Source organism: Curtobacterium aurantiacum (genome assembly GCF_018598555.1).
Classification (GTDB): Bacteria; Actinomycetota; Actinomycetes; order Actinomycetales; family Microbacteriaceae; genus Curtobacterium; species Curtobacterium aurantiacum.
In genome coordinates, this window is sequence record NZ_JAHEWN010000011.1 from 22,121 (window position 1) to 42,332 (window position 20,212).

At 66.2% G+C, this 20,212-nt stretch carries 27 protein-coding genes; 19 read left to right on the forward strand and 8 right to left on the reverse strand.

Annotated elements, in window-relative coordinates:
* Nucleotides 1–2 precede the first annotated feature (2 nt).
* The 4 genes from KK087_RS11045 to KK087_RS11060 all read left to right on the forward strand — a co-directional run bounded on the left by KK087_RS11045 (nt 3) and on the right by KK087_RS11060 (nt 3,851).
* The gene (locus KK087_RS11045; protein WP_214528985.1) at nt 3–872 is read left to right on the forward strand and encodes a sugar phosphate isomerase/epimerase family protein; all 870 of its coding nucleotides are present in this window, start codon (nt 3–5) and stop codon (nt 870–872) included.
* Complete coding sequence (locus KK087_RS11050) at nt 869–1,981, forward strand: transaldolase family protein (protein WP_214528986.1); 1,113 nt, start codon at nt 869–871, stop codon at nt 1,979–1,981. The genes KK087_RS11045 and KK087_RS11050 overlap by 4 nt, the downstream gene beginning before the upstream one ends.
* Before the next feature lie 207 nt (nt 1,982–2,188).
* Entirely contained in the window at nt 2,189–3,382 is a 1,194-nt protein-coding gene (locus KK087_RS11055; protein WP_214565264.1) for a Gfo/Idh/MocA family protein, read from the forward strand.
* A 61-nt stretch (nt 3,383–3,443) separates the two neighbouring features.
* Nucleotides 3,444–3,851: a tautomerase family protein gene (locus KK087_RS11060; RefSeq protein ID WP_071405737.1), complete on the forward strand. Its 408-nt coding sequence runs from the start codon at nt 3,444–3,446 to the stop codon at nt 3,849–3,851.
* Between the two features lie 183 nt (nt 3,852–4,034).
* On the opposite strand, the gene KK087_RS11065 is transcribed toward KK087_RS11060, so the two are convergent.
* Nucleotides 4,035–4,793, reverse strand: a complete 759-nt coding sequence (locus KK087_RS11065; RefSeq protein WP_214528989.1) for a GntR family transcriptional regulator — start codon at nt 4,791–4,793, stop codon at nt 4,035–4,037.
* 121 nt (nt 4,794–4,914) lie between these two features.
* Nucleotides 4,915–5,580 (reverse strand): exonuclease domain-containing protein, encoded by a 666-nt coding sequence (locus KK087_RS11070; protein WP_214565266.1) that lies wholly within the window; start codon nt 5,578–5,580, stop codon nt 4,915–4,917.
* A gap of 44 nt (nt 5,581–5,624) precedes the next feature.
* Here KK087_RS11070 and KK087_RS11075 point away from each other — a divergent pair, with 44 nt between their 5' ends.
* Together KK087_RS11075 and ychF are read left to right on the forward strand one after the other, a co-directional pair.
* On the forward strand, nt 5,625–5,834 hold the full coding sequence (locus KK087_RS11075; RefSeq protein ID WP_214565268.1) for a hypothetical protein: 210 nt from the start codon (nt 5,625–5,627) through the stop codon (nt 5,832–5,834).
* A gap of 59 nt (nt 5,835–5,893) precedes the next feature.
* Nucleotides 5,894–6,967: a redox-regulated ATPase YchF gene (gene ychF / locus KK087_RS11080; RefSeq protein WP_214565273.1), complete on the forward strand. Its 1,074-nt coding sequence runs from the start codon at nt 5,894–5,896 to the stop codon at nt 6,965–6,967.
* 27 nt (nt 6,968–6,994) lie between these two features.
* Here the strand turns inward: ychF and KK087_RS11085 are convergent, their stop codons facing one another.
* Nucleotides 6,995–8,104, reverse strand: coding sequence for a tyrosine-type recombinase/integrase (locus KK087_RS11085; RefSeq protein WP_250901027.1), 1,110 nt, complete (start codon nt 8,102–8,104; stop codon nt 6,995–6,997).
* The gene (locus tag KK087_RS11090; RefSeq protein WP_214565275.1) at nt 8,101–8,676 is read right to left on the reverse strand and encodes a helix-turn-helix domain-containing protein; all 576 of its coding nucleotides are present in this window, start codon (nt 8,674–8,676) and stop codon (nt 8,101–8,103) included. Before KK087_RS11090 ends, KK087_RS11085 begins: the two co-directional genes overlap by 4 nt.
* 88 nt (nt 8,677–8,764) lie before the next feature.
* On the opposite strand from KK087_RS11090, the gene KK087_RS11095 reads away from it, so the two are divergent.
* The 9 genes from KK087_RS11095 to KK087_RS11135 all read left to right on the forward strand — a co-directional run bounded on the left by KK087_RS11095 (nt 8,765) and on the right by KK087_RS11135 (nt 14,715).
* On the forward strand, nt 8,765–8,953 hold the full coding sequence (locus KK087_RS11095; RefSeq protein WP_214565283.1) for a helix-turn-helix transcriptional regulator: 189 nt from the start codon (nt 8,765–8,767) through the stop codon (nt 8,951–8,953).
* Nucleotides 8,950–9,204, forward strand: coding sequence for a helix-turn-helix domain-containing protein (locus tag KK087_RS11100; RefSeq protein ID WP_214565291.1), 255 nt, complete (start codon nt 8,950–8,952; stop codon nt 9,202–9,204). Before KK087_RS11095 ends, KK087_RS11100 begins: the two co-directional genes overlap by 4 nt.
* A complete protein-coding gene (locus KK087_RS11105; RefSeq protein ID WP_214565293.1) occupies nt 9,201–9,482 on the forward strand; it encodes a hypothetical protein in 282 nt (93 codons plus the stop codon). Before KK087_RS11100 ends, KK087_RS11105 begins: the two co-directional genes overlap by 4 nt.
* Nucleotides 9,482–9,703, forward strand: coding sequence for a helix-turn-helix domain-containing protein (locus tag KK087_RS11110; RefSeq protein ID WP_214565295.1), 222 nt, complete (start codon nt 9,482–9,484; stop codon nt 9,701–9,703). Before KK087_RS11105 ends, KK087_RS11110 begins: the two co-directional genes overlap by 1 nt.
* A 37-nt stretch (nt 9,704–9,740) precedes the next feature.
* A complete protein-coding gene (locus tag KK087_RS11115; RefSeq protein WP_214565297.1) occupies nt 9,741–10,388 on the forward strand; it encodes a hypothetical protein in 648 nt (215 codons plus the stop codon).
* A gap of 11 nt (nt 10,389–10,399) precedes the next feature.
* Nucleotides 10,400–10,576 carry a hypothetical protein gene (locus tag KK087_RS11120; RefSeq protein WP_214565299.1) on the forward strand — a complete coding sequence of 59 codons (177 nt, stop codon included), beginning with the start codon at nt 10,400–10,402 and terminating at the stop codon, nt 10,574–10,576.
* Nucleotides 10,569–10,871, forward strand: a complete 303-nt coding sequence (locus KK087_RS11125; RefSeq protein WP_214565301.1) for a hypothetical protein — start codon at nt 10,569–10,571, stop codon at nt 10,869–10,871. Before KK087_RS11120 ends, KK087_RS11125 begins: the two co-directional genes overlap by 8 nt.
* On the forward strand, nt 10,871–11,674 hold the full coding sequence (locus tag KK087_RS11130; RefSeq protein WP_214565303.1) for a hypothetical protein: 804 nt from the start codon (nt 10,871–10,873) through the stop codon (nt 11,672–11,674). The genes KK087_RS11125 and KK087_RS11130 overlap by 1 nt, the downstream gene beginning before the upstream one ends.
* 317 nt (nt 11,675–11,991) lie before the next feature.
* Nucleotides 11,992–14,715: a phage tail tape measure protein gene (locus KK087_RS11135; protein WP_214565306.1), complete on the forward strand. Its 2,724-nt coding sequence runs from the start codon at nt 11,992–11,994 to the stop codon at nt 14,713–14,715.
* A gap of 66 nt (nt 14,716–14,781) precedes the next feature.
* On the opposite strand, the gene KK087_RS11140 is transcribed toward KK087_RS11135, so the two are convergent.
* A complete protein-coding gene (locus KK087_RS11140; RefSeq protein ID WP_214565308.1) occupies nt 14,782–14,970 on the reverse strand; it encodes a hypothetical protein in 189 nt (62 codons plus the stop codon).
* Between the two features lie 227 nt (nt 14,971–15,197).
* Here KK087_RS11140 and KK087_RS11145 point away from each other — a divergent pair, with 227 nt between their 5' ends.
* Entirely contained in the window at nt 15,198–16,553 is a 1,356-nt protein-coding gene (locus KK087_RS11145) for an SGNH/GDSL hydrolase family protein (RefSeq protein WP_214565310.1), read from the forward strand.
* Between the two features lie 122 nt (nt 16,554–16,675).
* On the opposite strand, the gene KK087_RS11150 is transcribed toward KK087_RS11145, so the two are convergent.
* The gene (locus tag KK087_RS11150) at nt 16,676–16,897 is read right to left on the reverse strand and encodes a hypothetical protein (protein WP_214565312.1); all 222 of its coding nucleotides are present in this window, start codon (nt 16,895–16,897) and stop codon (nt 16,676–16,678) included.
* A 149-nt stretch (nt 16,898–17,046) separates the two neighbouring features.
* Here KK087_RS11150 and KK087_RS18025 point away from each other — a divergent pair, with 149 nt between their 5' ends.
* The 3 genes from KK087_RS18025 (at nt 17,047) to KK087_RS11165 (ending at nt 19,320) form a co-directional block, all read left to right on the forward strand.
* Nucleotides 17,047–17,256: a helix-turn-helix domain-containing protein gene (locus KK087_RS18025; protein WP_214565314.1), complete on the forward strand. Its 210-nt coding sequence runs from the start codon at nt 17,047–17,049 to the stop codon at nt 17,254–17,256.
* Nucleotides 17,257–17,801: 545 nt separating this feature from the next.
* Nucleotides 17,802–18,401 (forward strand): hypothetical protein, encoded by a 600-nt coding sequence (locus KK087_RS11160; protein WP_214565316.1) that lies wholly within the window; start codon nt 17,802–17,804, stop codon nt 18,399–18,401.
* 529 nt (nt 18,402–18,930) lie between these two features.
* The gene (locus KK087_RS11165) at nt 18,931–19,320 is read left to right on the forward strand and encodes a DUF2510 domain-containing protein (RefSeq protein ID WP_214565318.1); all 390 of its coding nucleotides are present in this window, start codon (nt 18,931–18,933) and stop codon (nt 19,318–19,320) included.
* A gap of 36 nt (nt 19,321–19,356) precedes the next feature.
* Here KK087_RS11165 and KK087_RS11170 read toward each other — a convergent pair whose 3' ends face one another.
* Together KK087_RS11170 and KK087_RS11175 are read right to left on the reverse strand one after the other, a co-directional pair.
* Nucleotides 19,357–19,740, reverse strand: a complete 384-nt coding sequence (locus tag KK087_RS11170) for a HepT-like ribonuclease domain-containing protein (protein WP_214565320.1) — start codon at nt 19,738–19,740, stop codon at nt 19,357–19,359.
* Entirely contained in the window at nt 19,737–20,201 is a 465-nt protein-coding gene (locus KK087_RS11175; RefSeq protein WP_173035822.1) for a type II toxin-antitoxin system RelB family anti-toxin, read from the reverse strand. Before KK087_RS11175 ends, KK087_RS11170 begins: the two co-directional genes overlap by 4 nt.
* Between the last annotated feature and the right edge of the window lie 11 nt (nt 20,202–20,212).

The window sequence follows — 20,212 nt, forward strand, 5'->3', positions numbered from 1 at the left end:
CGATGCCGAAGATCGCGCTCGACCCGACCCCGTTCCACCACGACCTGTCGCTGCTCGAGTTCCCGGCCAAGGTGGCGGAGCTCGGCTACGAGTACCTGCAGCTGACCCCGCACAAGGACTTCATCCCCTTCTACCGGCACCCCAAGGCCGACGACGACCTGGTCGACGCGTTCGCCGCGGCCTGTCGTGACGCCGGGGTCCAGGTGGCGAGCGTCCTGCCCGTCCTGCGCTGGTCGGGCCCGGACGAGGACGCCCGACAGGCTGCGGTGCGGAAGTGGAAGCGGGTCATCGAGATCACGAAGCGCCTCGGCGTGGACACCATCAACACGGAGTTCTCCGGCCGCCCCGAGCGTGCCGAGGAGTCCGAGGACCAGTTCTACCGGTCGATGGAGGAACTGCTGCCGATCATCGAGGACGCCGGCATCCGCGTGCTCATCGACCCGCACCCCGACGACTTCGTCGAGGACGGACTCGAGGCCCTCCGGGTGATCCGCGGCCTGAACTCGAAGCACGTCGGGTTCGTCTACGTCGCCTGCCACACGTTCCACTACGGCGGCAACATGGACGAGATCATCGACGCCGCCGGTGACTCGCTGCAGCTGGTCCACGTCGCCGACGCGTACGACCACCGTCGCTCGCACGGCCTGCGCTACATCACGAACCCGCCCGGCAACCCGGTCCGGGTGCACCAGCACCTGCCGGTCGGTCAGGCGGACGTCGACTTCGACGCCTTCTGGGCGGCGCTCGACCGGGTCGGATTCTCGGCGCGCGAGGACACCGTCGCGGTGTCGAGCGTCTTCGCCGAGGACGAGAACGCCGATGCGGTGTCGCGGTTCCAACTCGACACGATCACGAAGGGACTCCACCGATGACCACCACCCTCGAGACCCAGGCATCCACCGACGCCGACTCCCGTCCCGTCACCCTGCAGGCCGCGGAGCAGACCCCGACCGCCCTGTGGAACGACTCCGCCGACCCGCGCGAGCTGTCGACCGCCATCCACGAGTACGGTGCCGTCGGTGCCACCTGCAACCCGGTGATCGCGTACACGTGCATCCAGCAGGACCCGGAGACCTGGGTTCCGCGCATCCGCGAGATCGCGGCCGAGCACCCGACGGCGGGGGAGTCCTGGATCGGCTGGAAGGCCGTCGAGGAGCTCTCGATCGCCGCCGCGGCGCAGCTGCTGCCCGCGTTCGAGGCGTCCGGCGGACGGAACGGTCGACTGTCGATGCAGACCGACCCCCGGTTCCACCGCGATGCCGACGCGCTCGTCGAGCAGGCCGTCCGGTTCTCGCAGCTCGCGCCGAACATCATCGTGAAGATCCCCGCCACCAAGGTCGGCATCGCCGCGATCGAGGAAGCCGCCTACCGCGGCGTCTCGATCAACGCCACGGTGTCGTTCACGGTGCCGCAGGTCGTCGCCGTGGGTGAGGCCATCGAGCGGGCACTCGACCGCCGTGCTGCCGAGGGCCTGCCGGAGCAGGAGTTCGGCCACGTCGTCACCCTGATGGCCGGCCGCTTCGACGACTGGCTGAAGACCGTCGTGAAGCGTGACCACGTGATGGTGGACCCGGGGATCCTCGAGTGGGCCGGTGTCGCCGCGGTGAAGAACGCCTACCGCGTCTTCCAGGAGCGCGGGTTCCGCTCGCGGGTGCTCGTCGCCGCGTTCCGCAACGCACTGCAGTGGTCCGAGTTCCAGGGCGGTGACCTGGTCGTCTCGCCGCCGTTCCAGTGGACGAAGGACATCAACGACAACGCGTTCCCGTTCCGGCCGCACGCCATCGACGACGAGGTCCCCGTGCACGTCATCGAGGCGCTCCGGGCCGCGACGCCCGAGTTCGCCCGCGGCTACGACGTGGACGGGATGACGATCGACGAGTTCGACCGCTTCGGTGCGACCGTGACGACGCTCCGGCAGTTCCTGGACGCCGACGCGAAGCTCGACGCACTGGTCCGCGACATCATCGTCCCCGCGGTCTGAGACGCGGTCTGATGCGCGGCGCGATCCGCGGTCGGAACCACGGGTCGCGCCCCGCGCGCTGACGCACCAGCCTGGAGGCCCGGTGCCGGTCCCCGAGACCGGTACCGGGCCTCCAGGCGGTTGCGTCATGTACTGACAAAGCGCAGCCGCATCGGCTACGCTCGTTGTCGCGCTCCAATGCGCGTCACCTGAACGAAGGAGTTCTCCATGGACAGCATCGGCGTCGGGCTGATCTCGGTCGGCTGGATGGGGCGGCTGCACTCCCGTGCCTACCGAGCGTTGCCGGACCACTTCCCGGAGCTCGGGGTCCAGCCGCGGCTCGTCGTCGCCGCCGACCCGATCGGGGCGGCGCGCGACCAGGCGGTGACACGGCTCGGGTACGAGCGGGCCGTCGCCGACTACCACGAGGTCCTCGCCGACCCGGCGGTCGACGTCGTGTCGATCTGTTCCCCGAACTTCCTGCACCGCGAGATGGCCGTCGCCGCGGCCGAGGCGGGCAAGCCGTTCTGGATCGAGAAGCCGATGGGCCGGTACGCCAGTGACTCGCGCTCCATCCACCAGGCGGTGCAGCGCGCCGGAGTCATCACGAGCGTCGGCTTCAACTACCGGCACGCCCCGGCGATCGAGCGCGCCCGTGAACTCGTCCGGAGCGGACGGCTCGGCCGGATCACGAACGTGCGCGGCTCGTTGCTCGCCGACTACTCGTCCGACCCGGCGGCCCCGCTGACCTGGCGCTTCGAGCGTGAGCGCGCCGGATCCGGTGTGCTCGGCGACCTGCTGTCGCACGGACTCGACCTGGCGCAGTACGTGGTCGGGCGGATCGCCTCGGTCAGTGCGCTCGCCGAGACGTTCATCGAGTCGCGTCCCCGCCCGGGTGCCGGCATCGTCGACCGCAGTGCGGCGGCGACCGGCGAGCTGGGCGCCGTCGAGAACGAGGACTACGCCGCGCTGCTGTTCCGGTTCGAGGACGGTGCGGTCGGCACGATGGACTCGAGTCGGGTGATGCGCGGGCCGCACGCCGAGTACGCGCTCGAGATCTACGGCACCCGCGGTTCGGTCCGGTGGGACTTCCAACGGCTCAACGAGCTCGAGGTGTACCTGGACGGGCAAGAGGTCGACGGGTACGCGACGCACTACGTCGCCCCCGGCGACGGCGAGTTCGGACGGTTCCAGCCGGGTGCCGGCACCGCGATGGGCTACGACGACCTGAAGACGATCGAGGCGGCGCAGTTCATCGCGAGCGTGCAGCGCGGGGAGCAGCTCGCACCCTCGGTCGCCGACGGCCTCGCTGCCGCGTCGATCGTCGAGGCGGCAGAGGCCTCGCTGGTCGACGGCGCTTGGCACGACGTCGCTCGTGTCGACGGGCCGCTGACGTACGGGGCGCCGACGCCGAGGTTCTAGACACGTGGCCGCGCCTCCTTGTTAGTATGTAATGACAAAGTCCGAGCAACCAGGAGGCACCATGCCGCTCGTCCGTATCGACCTCGCCACCGGCCGCACGCCGGAGGCCGTCCGTGGCATCGCCGACGCCATCCACCAGGCCATCGTCGACGTGTACGGGATCCCGGTGCGGGACCGGTTCCAGGTGATCACCGAGCACCCCGCGCAGCAGATCATCGCCGAGGACGCCGGCCTGGGGTTCGAGCGCACCGAGGGCGTCATCGTCATCCAGGTGTTCACGCAGCGCGGGCGGACCGACGAGGCGAAGGCCGCGCTGTACCGGGCGATCCACGACGCCCTCGCCGCGATCGGTGTCGCGTCCGAGGACGTCTTCATCGGCTACGTCGAGAACGGGCCGCAGGACTGGTCGTTCGGCTTCGGGCGCGCGCAGTACGTCACGGGCGAGCTCGGGGTGCCCGCGCTCGGGTGAGGGGGTGCTGGTGCGGGTGCGGGTGCGGGGTGGTCACGACACCCCGCTCAGGTCCGCCGAGTGGTCACGGACTGTCGGTTGCCGGGCGTCCGGGCGACAGTTCGTGACCGCTCGGAGCACCACCGACAGCACGCCGTGACCACTCGGCAGGCAGCCCCGGCCGACAGAACCTGACCGAGCGGCCTACTTGTCGACGAGCGTGACCTCGAACGAGTACCGGTCCGGCCGGTAGCAGTGCACGCCGTACTCGACCGCACGGCCCGAGGCGTCGTACGCGGTGCGGCTCATCGTGAGGACCGGGTCGCCGTCCTCGATCTCGAGCAGGCTGGCCTCTTCGTCGGTGACCGCACGGGCACCGATCCGCTGCTTCGCCACCCGCATCGTGACGCCCCGGCCGCGGAGCAGCTGGTACAGCCCGTGCGCTTGCAGGTCCTCGTCGGTCAGGTCGAGGAACTCCGGCGGCAGGAAGTTCTCGAGGATCGCCATCGGCACGTCCTCAGCGAACCGCACGCGGCGGATGTGCGCGACGGTCGTGCCGGGCTCGAGGCTGAGCGCTGCGGCGACCTCGTCGGACGCCGGCACGTCGTTCCGCTGCAGGAGCTTCGTCGCCGGAGCCTGCGCACCCTGCGCCAGGTCGTCGTACAGGCTCGTCAACTCGACCTTGCGGGTCACCGGCCCGTGCACGACCTGGGTCCCGATGCCACGGCGGCGCACCAGCAGGCCCTTGTCGACGAGGTCCTGGATCGCCCGGCGGATCGTCGGCCGCGACAGACCCAGTCGCTCGCCGAGGGCGATCTCGTTCTCGAGCCGGGCGCCTGGTGGCATCGCGCCGGAGCGGATCGACTCCTCGATGCGCGAGGCGACCTGGAAGTAGAGGGGCATGGGACCCGACCGGTCCAGGTCCATGAACAGGTCGGACGGCAGCTGGCCATCGTTGGTCATCGCGGTCCTTCACACGTGCGGTATGCCGGCGTCGGTGCCGACGGCATTGTCGTGACAATACCACCGGGGATGTGCCGCTCCGGCCGCGTGCAACGGGCGTTGCGTCAGTCGGCGAAGAGCGTCAGTCGGCGAAGACCATCGGCCGGTTCGACAGCCGCGGCTGGTTCGCGGCCTTCGGCTTCTCGGCACGAGCGTGCACCGGGGCGATCGTCACCCGGGTGACCGCGCCGAGCGCCTCGACGGTCTCGACGCCGTGGTGCCCGGCGGCGTGCACGACGATCGCAGCGCAGGCCTCGGCGTCGGCGGCGGCGTCGTGGTGCTGGAACCCCTCGAACCCGGCGGCCATCGCGGCGACCGGCAGGCGGTACGAGTCGAGCGTGTAGGTCTTGCGGGCCACCGCCAGGGAGCACAGCGAGTGGTGCTCGGCCAGGTCGATGCCCGTCGCGGAGCAGCCACCGGCGATGACGCCCATGTCGAACCGGGCGTTGTGCGCCACCAGCACGTCACCCTCGGCGAAGGCCACCAGGTCGGGGTACTGCTGCTCCCACGTCTTGGCGTGCGTGACGTCCTCGGCGACGATGCCGTGGATCCGCGTATTCCACTCCAGGAACGCGTCGTGCCCGAACGGCGGGCGGATGAACCACGACGCCCGATCGACGACCCGGCCGGCGCGGACCTTCACGAGCCCGACGGAGCAGGCGCTGGCGGGCGAGCTGTTGGCGGTCTCGAAGTCGATCGCGGTGAAGTTCAACGGCACGGTCCCGATCGTCGCACGGGGTTCCGACATCGCCCTCCGTTCCCGTCGGCGTTGCGTGTGGCTACCCTCAGCGCATGGGGGAACCGCAGGACATGGACGAGCTGCTGGCACGGGCGGAGCGCGTCGACGCTGCGCCGCACACCACGCGGCGAGTCGTCGGCTTGGCCACAGCGCTCGTCGCGGTCGGCGCCGCTGTCGCGATCGCGGTCACCGGGTCGGCCAATGGCCTCCTCGTCGCGATCCTGTGGCTGGCCACGCTGGGCGGGTCGCGTCCCCTGTTCTGACGGACGGACTGGAGGCCCGGGTCAGCTCCGACAGGCCGCCGCCGGTAGGCTGTTCTTCCGTGGCTCTCACCATCGGAATCGTCGGTCTCCCGAACGTCGGCAAGTCGACCCTGTTCAACGCCCTGACCAAGAACCAGGTCCTCGCCGCGAACTACCCGTTCGCGACGATCGAGCCGAACGTCGGGGTGGTGAACTTGCCCGACTCGCGGCTCGACAAGCTCGCTGAGCTCTTCCACTCGGAGAAGACCGTGCCGGCGCCCGTGTCGTTCGTCGACATCGCGGGCATCGTCAAGGGCGCGAGCGAGGGTGAAGGCCTCGGCAACAAGTTCCTCGCCAACATCCGCGAGGCCGACGCCATCGCGCAGGTCGTCCGTGGTTTCACCGACGACGACGTCGTGCACGTCGCGAACAAGGTCTCCCCGAAGGACGACCTCGAGGTCATCAACACCGAGCTGATCCTCGCCGACATGGAGACCATCGACAAGGCGCTCCCGCGGTACGAGAAGACCGTGAAGCTCAAGCAGACCGAGCCGATCGTGCTCGAGACCGCTCGCGAGGCCCGTGCCGCGCTCGAGCAGGGCACGCTGCTGTCGGCGACCAAGATCGACCTGTCGCCGATCGCCGAGCTCGGCCTGCTCAGCGCCAAGCCCTTCATCTTCGTCTTCAACGTCGACGAGGCGATCCTGACCGACGAGTCCCGCAAGGCCGAACTGGCTGCGCTCGTCGCACCCGCGCAGGCCGTGTTCCTCGACGCCCAGGTCGAGTCGGAGCTCATCGACCTCGACCCGGCCGACGCCGCCGAACTGCTCGAGTCGACCGGTCAGACCGAGTCGGGCCTCGACCAGCTCGCCCGCATCGGGTTCGACACCCTCGGACTGCAGACCTACCTGACGGCCGGTCCGAAGGAAGCCCGTGCGTGGACGATCGGCAAGGGGTGGAAGGCTCCCCAGGCTGCCGGCGTCATCCACACCGACTTCGAGAAGGGCTTCATCAAGGCCGAGGTCATCTCGTTCGACGACCTCATGGAAGCCGGCTCGATCGCCGAGGCCCGCGCTGCCGGCAAGGCCCGCATCGAGGGCAAGGACTACGTCATGCAGGACGGCGACGTGGTGGAGTTCCGCTTCAACAACTAACCCGCCCGGAACGACGCCGATCCGGCGCTATTCGGCCGCCGCAGTCCGCAAAGAGTCCGCAGAATCGCCCGCGACCTCCCGCATGAGCCCTGCAGTTGCGGACCGGGTCCGGTCGTCAGCGTTCGGCCAGAGGTGGCTGTACGTGTTCAGCGTCACCGATGCGGACCGGTGACCGAGGGCCCGCTGCACCGTGACGACGTCGCATCCGGCCGCGATCAGACCTGATGCGAAGAAGTGCCGACAGTCGTGCAGCTTGAACGGCTCCACGCCCGCTGCCTCGATCGTCTTCGTCCAGTGGTAGTAGACCGTATTCCCGTGTGGCGGCTGTCCACTCGACCCGACGAACAGCCACTGCTCGTCGCCGCGCACGCCTACCTCTGACACGTGCCAGGACAGGTGCCGAGCGAGCTCATCAGGGATCGGCACCGTCCGCTCCGATCCGTACTTCGGTGCTGAGATGCGAACCGCCTGCCCGCCACTCCCACGCTGAATCTGCCGGCGCACCCGAAGGGTCCGATCGAGCCACGCGACGTCGTCGACCTGCACCCCAGATGCCTCGCCGAGACGCAGGCCGGCGAACGCGGCGAGACGCACGTACGTCTTGAACCACGGCTCCGCGGCATCGATGACCGCGCGTACTTCCTCGGGGGAGGGTAACCGCATCGCTTGGTCGGCCCGTCGTCGCCGAGGAAGCACGACTCCCTCTGCGGGGTCCTCGGCAAGGTACCGGTCCCGCACAGCGGCGCGCAGGGCTGCACGGACGTTGTTGACCCGCGTGTGCACGGTCGAAGGCGCGAGGCCGTCGGACATCGACTTCACCCACGCCTCGACGTGCGAACGCCGCAGCTTCCCGAACGGCACCTCGAGGAACGAGCACTTCGTGACGGCGAGATCCATCGCGACCTTCGTCGTCGGCTCCCAGATCTGGCGTGGGGACCAGTCGGCGTAGTAGCTCGCCAACGTCGTCGTGGAGCGCGACGGGGCCACATAAGTACCAGCGTGCCGGCGCGCGGCTACCTCGTTGAGCCAGTCCTGCCCGTCACGCTTGCGATTGAAGTGACGAGAGTGCTCCCGCCCCTCGTCGTCCCGATACCGCGCTCGCCACTTGCCGTTCGGCCGCTGTCTGATGCTGCTCATCGGTTGTCCATCGGGCCGACAAAGGAGTCGACAGCGGACGTCGCGACCGTGGTCAGCAGTTCACGGACGCCGTCGCGGAGCTCTGCCGTTTCGAAGCGCGCACCAAGAGCGTCGTAGATGAACTTTTCATGCCACTCACGAACCTTCCACTGCAGGAACTCCTGTGTGCTTGTGATCGGCTTCGGTGACGGGACGTCTCGCAAAACCTCGGGATGCAGTTCGGCGATGAACGCCAGGCCGTCGAGCTCTTCCGCGGCGAAGACGAGGGACTTGTGCGCCTTGCCAAGAGCGTTGTCGACCGTCGCCTCGCGTCGTTTGAAATCTTCGGCGGGCGGAACGGAGTCCTCGAAGTCAGCCAGCGAGAACCCCAGAACGCGGGCGATCACGATCGACTCGCCCAGCCGGAGCGCACGGGTCCCTTTCTCGATCCGAGAGACGGCGGAGTTGTCGAGGATGAGACCTGCGTCGGCGAGGTGTTCCGACAGGTCCTTCTGACTCATCCCCAGCGCCTTGCGGTTGCTGAGGACCATCGACCCGAAGCGCTGCTCGGCCGTCCACTCGTTGGATTGCATTGCTGCAGCCTATTGCATGAGCGCCGATGTGTGTATAGTTGCGAGTACGCAGGAACCTGCGAAACCGCAACTACGAGAGGTACCGAGCATGGCTGCAGTCGTGGTTCTACTCACGCTGACCGAGACAGCTGAACGCATCCGGCGGACACCCGCCGCACTCCGCTACATGATCCACAAGGGCACAGCTCCGCGCTCCGCGCTTCTTGCGGGGCGTCGGTTCTTCAAGGAATCAGACGTGACCGAGTGGGTCGAGAGCGCCTTCCAGGAGGCGTCGTGAGCGCGATCGGCACGACGCTGCAGACGCTGCGTGAGAGCTTCGACCTCTCACGCATGGACGTCGCTGCACAGTTTGACCTCAGTGACCGATGGGTCGAGATGCTCGAGAGCGGTCGCATCAACCCCAACCCGGCGTTCGTCGCCAAGTACACGCGTGCCGTGGTGCGTGCGTCTGAAAAGAAGAACGCCCCCGCCGAGGTGCAACTCGACGAGGGCAGTGACCAGAACCCCTACCAGGAGGAACGATCGTGAAGAACGCTACGCCAACCATGCCGAACGCCACCGACATCAGCGAACGTCGTCGTCACGCCAGACAGGATCAGCGCGTCATTGCGTCGAACTTCCGGAACGCATCACGCAACGCCAACACCGGTCCGATCAAGCTTGCGCGTACTGCGAAGATCCGCCCAGGTCGCATGCTGCTCGCCTGGCTTGGGATCCGCATCATGATGCCGGACATGATGCGGCTCATGGAGACCCTCAACATGTCGACGAAGGACGTGTTCCGCGGCACCAGGAGCGCGGACTGATGTCCGACTGGAAGGTGCGGTCCACGCACACCAACCGGTCCACGGCCCGAACTTCCATCTGGGAGCGGGAGAACGACGTCCGCAACGGTGTCGCCCACGGGCTGTCCGACAACCAGATCGCGCAGAACATCGGCATCTGCTCCGAGACAGTCGCACGCATCCGTCGCCGGCTGAAGCTCCCCAACTTCTACGGCAAGTACTCCGAGCGGGCCGCAGCCTGATCCACCCACACAACTTCATACGGAAGGAGGTGCGCGCATGACTGACTCGAGGCTTCGCGGCGAGTGGTTGAACAGCATGAGGTTCGATGACCTGTCCGACTCTGCATGGCGGGTCTTCACCAGTGCCCTCATGTGGTGCAACGAGAACGGCACCGACGGTTTCGTACCGACGCGCTACCTCAAGATGCTGCACCCCGACGGAATCAAGGCCGACGCGAACGCCGAGCTCGCCGCTGCGGGCCTCTGGGAGCAGCTACCGAGCGGATACCGACTACAGGGCTGGTCAGGGCCGCTTGGCCAGTCCACGGCCAACGAGGTCGAGACATACAAGGCGAACGCCCGTGAACGTCAGCAGCGGTGGCGCGACCGGGAACGCGAGAAGAAGGCCAAACGTGTGGGCTTCACCGACTCTGACCGTGACGTAACGCGTTACGAGACGGGTGACGTGATGGGGAACGTAGGCAAAGGCACAGGCGAAGGCGAGGCTCAGGACAAAGGGACTGAGAACTGGCACGTGAACGAAGCAACTGGCGAGGTCAAGGACGAGGACTCGAACCCCGTCCCTGCTGCCTGGGGGTCGCGGGCGTGCGTGGTCTGTGGGACTGGCATCCCCACGGACTCGCCTGTGCCGTGGTGCCCGAGGCAGGACGACGAGCACAACCACTACCGCACCGCTGCGGCGTGATGGGAGAGCGGATGAGCAGGACTTCGGCGTCGGCCAAGTGGCAGCAGCGCGCTTTGGCTGCTGAGGCTGAGCGTGACGAGATCCAGGACAAGCACAACGTGTTGCTCGACCGGTTGATGGCCGGCTTGGCGGACGTGTTGATCGATGGCGGTTACGTGCCGCAGAGGAAGGACAAGACAGATGACTGACGACGACCAGGCCGGTTCGATGGTCCCGAGCGTTACCGGCGTCGACATCGAGCGATCGAACGCTCTTGCGAAGGCCATGACCGAGGGGAACAGGACCCAGTTCGACGCAGTCCTTGACTCGGCGATGGACGATGCGGACCGGTCACCCTACGAGTCGATGAAGGGGCTGGTGGAAGCGCTCACGGCGGCAGGGCTTCACCACTTCTTCGAGAACCTCGAGCTTCGAGCAGAGCAAGCGAACGAAACCCTTGCGGCGCAAATCGCCGCCTTCAACGAAAACTGGAAGAGGAACTGATGCTGAACACGTCTGTGACCCAGATCGCGTCGATCATCGCCACTACCGAGAACCTGGGGCAGAAGGTCCCGGCTGACGTCACCAAGGCGCACGAGCGGTACCAGCGGATCATGGCCGGTGCCGCCACGATCTACCGCGACGTGCACGAGCTCAACGCCGCGACCCTCACTGCCCTCGACGAGGGACGCGACCCCGCTGCAGACCCCGAGGTGCAGCGCATCGCCACGTCCCAGCTCATCGGAAACGAGCACCAGGTGCAGGCCCTCCGAACCATTGTCACCGACGATCTGCTGCAGGCCGTGGCCCGAAACGCCAACGCCATCGTGAAGGCGTGGCAGAAGCCGTTCGACGCTGCCGTGCAGACCATCGCACGGACGGCCAAGCAGCTCGGCCCGATCCGGCTGGACGACTCCGCCGCCATCCTCGCCCAGGGTGGAGACGCCGCCCAGCAGTGGACCGAGGCGAAGCAGGCGGACTCGCTGATCCACAACCTCGCCGCATCGTGGACGATCCTCGCGATGCAGACGCAGTTCGCACCCAACGACCGCCGGCTGCAGATGCTGCGCATCACGGACCCGACGTACGAACAGTGGGAATTCCTCGAGCTCATCGACCAGCGCATGAGCGCATGGGATGCGCAACACGCTGGCCTGGCCCTGTCTCTCGCAGACGGTCCGGAGTTCAACGCCCGCTGGCAGCGCATCGAGTCGGAGCGGCAGCAGCAGTCGCTGCAGCAGCGCGATCAGGTTCTCGGCAAGAACTCGCCTGCATCCATCGCACAGATGATGGCGAACATGCGATGACTCATGCCGGGGCAACCAACTTCCACGTTGGTTGCCCCGGTGGGGGAGGTCCCCCACGCGCAGTCTCGGTGGCCCTCCGGGGCTAGGCGACATCTCTCCCCGACTTTTTTCCACCAGGTGTCGCGTAACCAGGTCGCCGACATCCTGCCTCTTTAGACGCGACCTCGGCCCCCAGATCAGCATTAGTTGATCTGGGGGCTTTCCCTATTTCGGGCCTATATGCACGCCTCATGCATTAGAATAGGAATGCAGGAATCCGTGGGCAACGGACGTTTTGGAGAAACGCCATGTCCACGGAGAGAGTTACCAGTGTTACCTTGACGGCCCAGGTCGCGGGTTACATTCAGGGTTTTGCGCAGGCGGAAAGCGCGAACAAGAAGCTTGGTAGTTCTGCGGATGACGCGCAGAAGCGGTTCGAGAACCAGAACCGGGCAATGGAGCAGGTCGGCCGCGGGCTTGTCCTGTTCGGCGCTGCAGCCACTGCTGCGGTAGGAATCGCGGTAGCTCGGTACGCGGAGTTCGACGCGGCCATGTCGTCGGTTCAGGCCGCAACTCATGCGTCCACGTCGGAGATGAACGATCTCCGTGATGCGGCGATTGAGGCCGGTTCCAGCACGGTCTTCACCGCGACGGAAGCGGCAAATGCGATCGAGGAACTGTCGAAGGCTGGTGTCAGCACCAATGACATTCTCGGTGGCGGCTTATCGGGAGCACTCGACCTCGCATCGGCCGGCGAGCTGAAGGTCGCGGACGCTGCGCAGATCGCCGCGACGGCGATGACACAGTTCAACGCTCGAGGTTCGGAAGTGCCGCACATCGCCGACCTGCTCGCGGCTGGTGCAGGTAAAGCTCAGGGGTCCGTGCAGGATCTGTCGCAGGCCCTCAACCAGGGCGGCCTGGTCGCATCGCAGGCCGGGTTCAGCCTCAACGAGACGACGGGCACCCTCGCTGCGTTCGCTTCTGCGGGCCTGCTCGGCTCCGATGCGGGTACGTCCCTCAAGACCGCCATCATCGCCCTGCAGAACCCGTCTACGACCGCTGCGGCGACGATGAAGCAGTACGGCATCGACGTGTACGACTCGTCGGGTCAGATGCTGTCGTTCGGTGGCATCGCGGCGCAGCTGCAGGACAAGCTCGGCGGCCTGTCGGATGAGCAGCGCAACGCCGCTCTGGCGACGATCTTCGGCAACGACGCGGTGCGCGCCGCGAACGTGCTCTACAGCGAAGGCGCGTCGGGCATCGCTGAGTGGACGGGCAAGGTCAATGACAACGGGTACGCGGCCGAAACTGCCCGCATCAAGCTCGACAACCTGAAGGGCGACGTCGAGAAGCTGGGCGGCGCATTCGATACCGCACTGATCCAGTCGGGTTCCGCGGCTAACGGCAGCCTCCGTGACCTTGTGCAGACGGCGACGTTCCTGGTCGACGGCATCAGCGACCTTCCGCAGCCTGTCCTCTCGGCAGGGGTTGCGGTTACGTCGCTCGTGGCCGGTCTCTCCCTCATTGGAGGCGGCGCGCTCGTCGCCATCCCCAAGGTGGCGGCACTCAAGGTGCAGCTAGCCACGCTCGGCATCAGCATGCGCGGTGCCGCCGCATCGGCAGGTGTCGCCGGGCTCGCACTTGGGGCGCTGACCTTCGCCATCAGTGCGGCGTTCTCGCTCATGGCGCAGCAGAAGGCCAACGCGGACGCTTTCACCGAGACGCTCGACGAGCAGACCGGTGCCATCACGAAGTACAGCCGGGCTGCGGTCGCGAAGCAACTGTCCGATCAGGGGCTCTTCGAGTCCGCGAAGAACGCTGGGGTCAGTCAGAAGGAACTCACCGACGCAATTCTCGAGGGCGGTTCTGCTTACGACGCCGTGAAAGACAAGCTGGGCGGTAACGACTTCACCGCCGCCGCCGCCGGGTTCAACATGTTCACCGGCAAGGCGAACACGTCCCGCCTCGCGCTCGATCAGGTTCGCAGCTCAGTGGTGCAGGGCAAAGAGGCGTTCGGGGATCTCAGTGCAGCGAACACGGAGTCTGGTGAGTCGGCTACGTCTGCTGCCGAGCAGTACCAGGCCGAGTCGGCACAGGTCGCCGATCTTGCGGGCCAGCTGGCCGACCTGATTGCTCAGTTCGAGCAGGTGAACAATGCCAATCAGGACGCCATCAGCGCGAACGCCTCGTATCAGGAAGCCCTCGCTGGTCTCGATGAGCAGGTGGCGCAGCAGCGGGAGAGCACCGACGGCTACACGACGTCTCTCAAAGAGAACACGGCCATCGGGGCGGGCAACGCGTCGATGCTTGCGGACCTCGCCAGCAAGGCGCAGGAGGCCGCGTCGAAGCAGCTCGAGGTGGACCAGTCGACTATGAGCTCGAAGGACGCTGCCGAGAAGTACTCGAGCACCCTGGCGGAGCAGCGGCGGAAGTTCATCGAGTCGGCGACCGCAGCCGGCTTCAACGCTGGCGAGGTCAAGAAGCTCGCCGACCGTGTGTTCCAGCTGCCGTCCGAGAAGGAAATCGACATCCTCGCGAACACAAAGCAGGCGCAGTCAGATCTCGATGCGTTCATCACGAGAAACGACGGCCGTGTGATCTCCGTCCGTCAGCAGCTCATTACTGAGGCGGTCAAGGCTGGTGCGGCACCGGGGTCAGCGAAGGCTGCGTACAACCGTGATGGGTCGGTGCTGGACTTCTACGCCGACGGCGGACTGAACGAGAACCACGTCGCGCAGTTCGCGCCGGCCGGAGCGATGCGCGTGTGGGCGGAACCGGAAACAGGCGGAGAGGCGTACATCCCGCTCGCGCCGTCGAAGCGCACTCGTTCCCTGGCGATCTGGGAGGAAACCGGTCGGCGGCTGCAAGCGTTCGCCGATGGCGGCTTCAACGTCCCGGTGACACAGCCCGCCTCGCCTGTGTTCTCGTTCCCGGGGTGGAGTGGTGATTCAGGCCCCAGCTCCGTTTCGTTCAACAACACCTTCGCTGGTTCGACCGACCCCGCGAAGGTCGTCGACGAGATGATGTTCGCCTACCGGACGAAGATCCGCGGCGGACGCTGACTCCCTGCACCTGCAGCAGGGAACGCGGGTGGGCCAGGTCGTCTCCAACCTGGCCCACCACGCGGACTACTTCTTTTCCGTACGCGTGATGCGAGAAACGATCCCATCGCGGACCGATTCCACCTTCTCCCGGCTGCTCCCGAAGCCCTGGTAAAAGTCGAAGTAGCCCTCTGAGTGGTTGTAGTGATCAGCCTCGATGTCCGCGTGGAACCCAGATCCACTAACGCCCTCGTTGATCTTGTAGATGTACTTCACCGTGTCTCCTTTGGTCGGTGGGAAGATGGGGGGACTGTAGCAGTCCACACCGACACCGCGCCTTCCGGATTCCGCCAGTGCGAGGTAGGATTGCCGCGTTGACTATGAGTGGCCAACACGAATACCCCCTCTGATTCACCCCAGAGGGGGTGTTTTTGTGCATTCGCGAGGTAAAATTAGGCTAGTTGATTCGCCGACTACTCAGTCGGTCAAAAGGAAGGCCACTCATGGGCTCACCACTTCTCGTCTCTGTTGATTCAGACACTAAGCAGCTGCCTGCCGCCGTCAGGGCAGTCCAGGCCGCGAATCTCTCTGATCCAAGCACCGTCGAAGGCACCGCGCTATCAGCGCTTCAGCCGAAGCGGACTTCAGTTTTTGCAGGCCGCTCTTACGGCTTCCTTGGCGATTCGATCACAAATGGTTCTAGTGCATCCAACTTCGCCTACTCGTTTAGCTCACAGGCGGTGCAGATGGCGGGCCACCTGATCGCACTGCCTGGATTTGTGGAGGCGGGTGTATCGGGGCAGACCAGCGCTCAGATGCTCGCCCGCCTGCCGCAGTTCATCGCCAGCGGAATCGACGCTGCCGTGCTTCTCGCGGGCACGAACGACGCCACTCAGGGTGTCTCCATCGATCAGTACGCGTCGAACATAACGCAGATCATCACGTCTCTGCGGAAGGCTGGGATCCCGACGATCGTCGTCACTGTCCCGCCGCGGGGTTCATCTACAGTGGCGGCGATCGTTGCCGCCACTGATGGATACAACACCTGGCTGCGAATCCACGTCCCCCTTCTAGGGGCGCGGCTCGCCGATGCGCACTCCGGCCTCGTGGACGCAACCAACGGATACCTCAAGTCGAGCTACGACTCCGGGGATGGCACACACCCGAACAACGCCGGCCACCAGGTCATCGCGACCGCGGTCGCCCGGCAGATGCGCGACGCATCCCCCTCTCGGAAACCTCGGGGACTCGTCATGGGGAAGACGGCGACGAATCTTGTGGACGACCCGCTCAGCAATCGAGCGTCGGCAGCATCGTGGTTCGAGCTGACCGGAAACAACACGGGCGTGACAACTTCGTTTGCAGTCGACACAAGCGGCGAACTGCCCGCAGGCCGCTGGACGCAGTGGGAGTTCGACGCCACCACGGCGGGCGGGTTTCGCCGATTCACCATCCCGACCGTCACACCCCCAGCCGCTGGCACCCGGCTCGTCGTCACGGCGCACGTGCAGGTCGAGGACGTCGCTGGCGGGTGGGAGGCGCACGTCGCGGACGGGTCCGCGTCGTTGGGGCTGACAGTGCTGAACGCGAACAGCGGAGCGGCCATCGCCGCCGCGTTGCAGCGAACGGTTGGAATCCGGCGTGCGGACGCCGCAGCGGTTTACGACATCGGCCCCGTTGTGTTCCCGTTCGACATGCCAGCCGGCGTCACGGCCATGTCACTGGTGTTCTACCTGACGCTCCCGACCGGAGATCGGGTCCGCCTGCGCACCGGAGCGGTCGGGGTCCTGAACGCCACCGCGCTGGGACTCGCCGCCGAGTTCACGTACCCGATCGTGCCGGTCAACAGCCCAGCCTGAACGCGAAGACAGGTGACCGCCTACGACCTCACGGCCCAAGCGGTGCTGTAGCCACACGGGTGGGCCAGGTCGGACATGGCCTGGCCCACCGCCCGAACTCCTTCTGCGTGCGGGAACCACCGTCATCGGTAACGCGGAGACTCCCGCGGTAACGACCGCAGCCATCGCAGCCCTTCCTCATGCGTGATGATCGGCTTCTTACCCGCCCGCGTGGGGTAGGACGGGATCAGATCGCCGTTGTCGATCGCTTTGCGGATCGTGTCAACCGAAAGGTCGACGGCGTTCGCAAAGTTGGGGATCGAGTAGGCGAGTCGATCGGTGCAGGATGGCTCGAGCTCGTGCATGTCTCTATGCTCACCCGGCAGGCCGCGGACCGTCCATAGTCAAATTTGACGTATTACCTTCAGATCTGGAGGCAAACGCTGCCCGTCTAGTCCTTGGGGAAGTCGACGGCAGGGCCAAGAAGCGACCGCCTGGGCCATACGGTGCATCTATGGGCGAAGTAGCTTTGACGGCAGCCGAGTTGGCGGCTGCCTTGCAGGTGTCAATCAAGACCATCTACCAGTACGCACGGGACGGGACCATCCCGAGCGTCAGAGTTGGACGAAGCTGGCGGTTCTGGCTCGAAGACGTCAAGCGCGCACTTGAGACGCCCACGGTTGATCTTTGGGCTGCACCCAGCCGCAAGAAAGTCAGGCGCTGAGTCCGCAGCGAGTCCGCGAAAGCTACCTATCGGGCCAGGTCGAGTCGACCGCGTGCAACCACCGCACGCACGAGTTTCCGCGGATCGCAACGCTGTGCAGAGCGTTGCAATCAAGGGACGCTAGTTCCGCTTCAACAACTAGATCGTCGAACCAACGCCGATCTAGCACCGTGGTCTGGCACAGCCCAAGAGACTGAGGGATAGCCCCCGAGGGTAGTACTCCGGGGTCTTCCTCGTGTGGACTCACCGTCCGCTGACCCTAGGCACTGTTCACTGACCCTTCGACTGTCCGTTTCGATGATGGACGCGCCCTCTCCCCGTCGATGCCGGGAGCAGGGACCTTCGACACGGTGCCCAAGTCGGCACTTTCGCACAGCCATGTCCGCCCTTTGGGGGACGAGAGGCTTCACCTTTGCCTGAAGCCTGCTCGCCACCGCTGTAGTGGTGCACAGGACGGGGCTTGGGTGCTAGGTGAGTGTTAGCGTCCGAATCGAAGCGGCGCACAGGCGACGGTGATGTGTGGGCAGGACACAAGAGGGGAACGAATGAAGAAGTCAATCTCAATGGTGGTGGTTGCAGCATTCGCTGCCGGGTTGATTCTCGCGGGGGCACAAACCGCGTCAGCCGCTAGTGAAACGCCAGCGCCATTGACGGCGGGTGGCGTGGTCACGGTGTGCGCGGGCGAGTCAGTGAACCTCAACGCCGAAGACGGGACCGTGCTCCCGCTCGAAGATCAGCAGGCGCTCATCGCTCACGCGCAGTTCCGCTGTGCCAATCCCGATGCTCCCGCGAGTGGTGCCATCGTCGACGGTACAGATGATCTCGTGGCCCCCAACTCCAGCAAGGCCGTGGTTCGCGCCACCAGCTCGCCGACCGTCACTGCGCATCTCACGCTCACGCCTGGTCTCGCTCGTTGGCTTGCCACCGCGCAACACAACACCCGGGCACAGAAGAAGCTCACCTGCGAGTACCGCGTCAACGGAGGCGCGTTCAGCGAGTGCGGTTCAGCGTCGGGTACCGAAACCTACTTGTCGACGCGGACGAACTCGATCTGCCCGGTGAAAGGTGAACATTGGGAGGTCGAGGCATTCCTTCACGAGGGTCGCGTGGACTACTACGACACGGCCTCAGGGATTTCGAAGTAGGGAGCAGGATGTTTCTAGGACGAGCACAGGCCATCCACGCTGACGGGCTTCCGCTGGAGGTGCAGTCCGCCGAAGTCATCGACGGTTGGCTGTCGATACGAGTCCGATCGTCGCAGACAGAGTGGGTCGGACGCCATGGCCAGCAAGTGCCGGTGGTGAGCGGAGAGCGGTTCGTGATCAGCGACCAGGCCGGCAATGAGCTGGAATCCTCTTTGGTGCAAGCATCGAGCGGTCCCTTGTTCGGGATCGTTGACATTGCTTTCCCCACGGAAATTGAGCTTGACCTCCTGGGAACGCTCGCGCTTCGCAGCGCAAGCGCAAGCGTGTCCTTCCGACTGTCCCAGTAGTCCTCCCGTTGAAGAAGCCCCGGAGCACTCCGCCACGGGGCTTCTTTCATGTGGACTCACCATCCGCTGGCCCGAGGCGCTGTTCTCAGACGCTTTCAGCGTAAGACGCGGCAACTGCTTTCTGGGTTCCCGCTTCGACGACTGACCTGCCGACGTGGTTCGACGTGCGCCAGGATGAGCGCATGACGAATGCACAGGCAGGGTGGTACGACGACGGCTCCGGCACCATGCGGTGGTGGGACGGTTCCGCGTGGACGGAGCAGGTGCAGCAGCAGGCGCCCGCGGCGTCGGGCGTCGGTGGGGTGATCGGCCGGATCCAGGCCGAAGCCGCTTCGGGTGGTCAGCCGCGTCCGGCACAGAACGGCATGAGCTACGTCGTGCTGCAGGTGGTGCTCAAGGAGAAGTTCTTCGGCACCGGTTCGGGCAACCTCACCGAGCTCGAGAAGGCGATCAACGCGCAGGCCGCGCTCGGGTACCGGCTGCACACGATCACGACGGCTTCGGCCGGCAGCACTGGGTTCGGCGGCGGGGATCGGGTGCAGGCGACGATGGTCTTCGAGCGCCTGAACTGAGGCGAGCGGTTCGAGTCGTCGGGACGCCCGGAAGGGTCAGTCGACGAGCGCCCGGATCACCGCTGGGACGCGGTGCTCGATCGCGTCCCAGACGATCTCCTTCCGCGCCTTCCGGTAGTCGTGGGACAGGATGTTGCGGGTCTTCCGGACCGCCGCGAGTGACAGGTCGGACGGCAGCCGTGCCTCCCGGTCCTGGGGGATGCGACCGAGCAGGTCGTCGAAGTGGATGATGACCGCTTCGGCTGCCCGGTAGGTGAGGCTGCGGGCCGCGTCGAACTCGCTCCGCCCGTGCTCGACGATCATGGAGCACTCGGCGAGCAGGTCGAGGAAGCTGGCCTGGAGCGACGGCCACCGCTCGTCGAGGGCAGCAGGATCACGGTCGTTGCGGGGCCGAGGCGTGAACCGGGGAGTCGGCGTCACAGTGGCACGGCCTCGTCGAGGACGTGGGCGAAGTGCTCGTCATCCTCGAGGTCATCGGTGAGGACGTCGACCTCGAAACCGGTGATGCGCTCGACCTCGTGCGCGAATCCACCGAGGTCGAACAGCGATGCCGCGGGGGTCAGGTGGACCAGCAGGTCGATGTCACTGTGTTCGGTGTCCTGCCCGCGCACCGCGGAGCCGAAGACGCGGACGTCGTCGAGGTGGAAGCGCTTCGCCTCGTCGAGGATCGCGTCGGCGTAGATGGCGAGCGGGATGCTCGGGCGGGTGTGGGCCGCTTCGAGGATCCGCCGGAGCGACTCCGGGCGCGGCCGCTTCCGCCCGCTCTCGTACGCCGAGATGGTGGGCTGCTGCATGCCGGCGGCGGCAGCGAGACCGGTCTGCGAGAGGCCGAGGTCTTCGCGGGCGGCGCGGATCAGCTCCGCAGCACGTTCGACCCGCATGGCGACCTCCC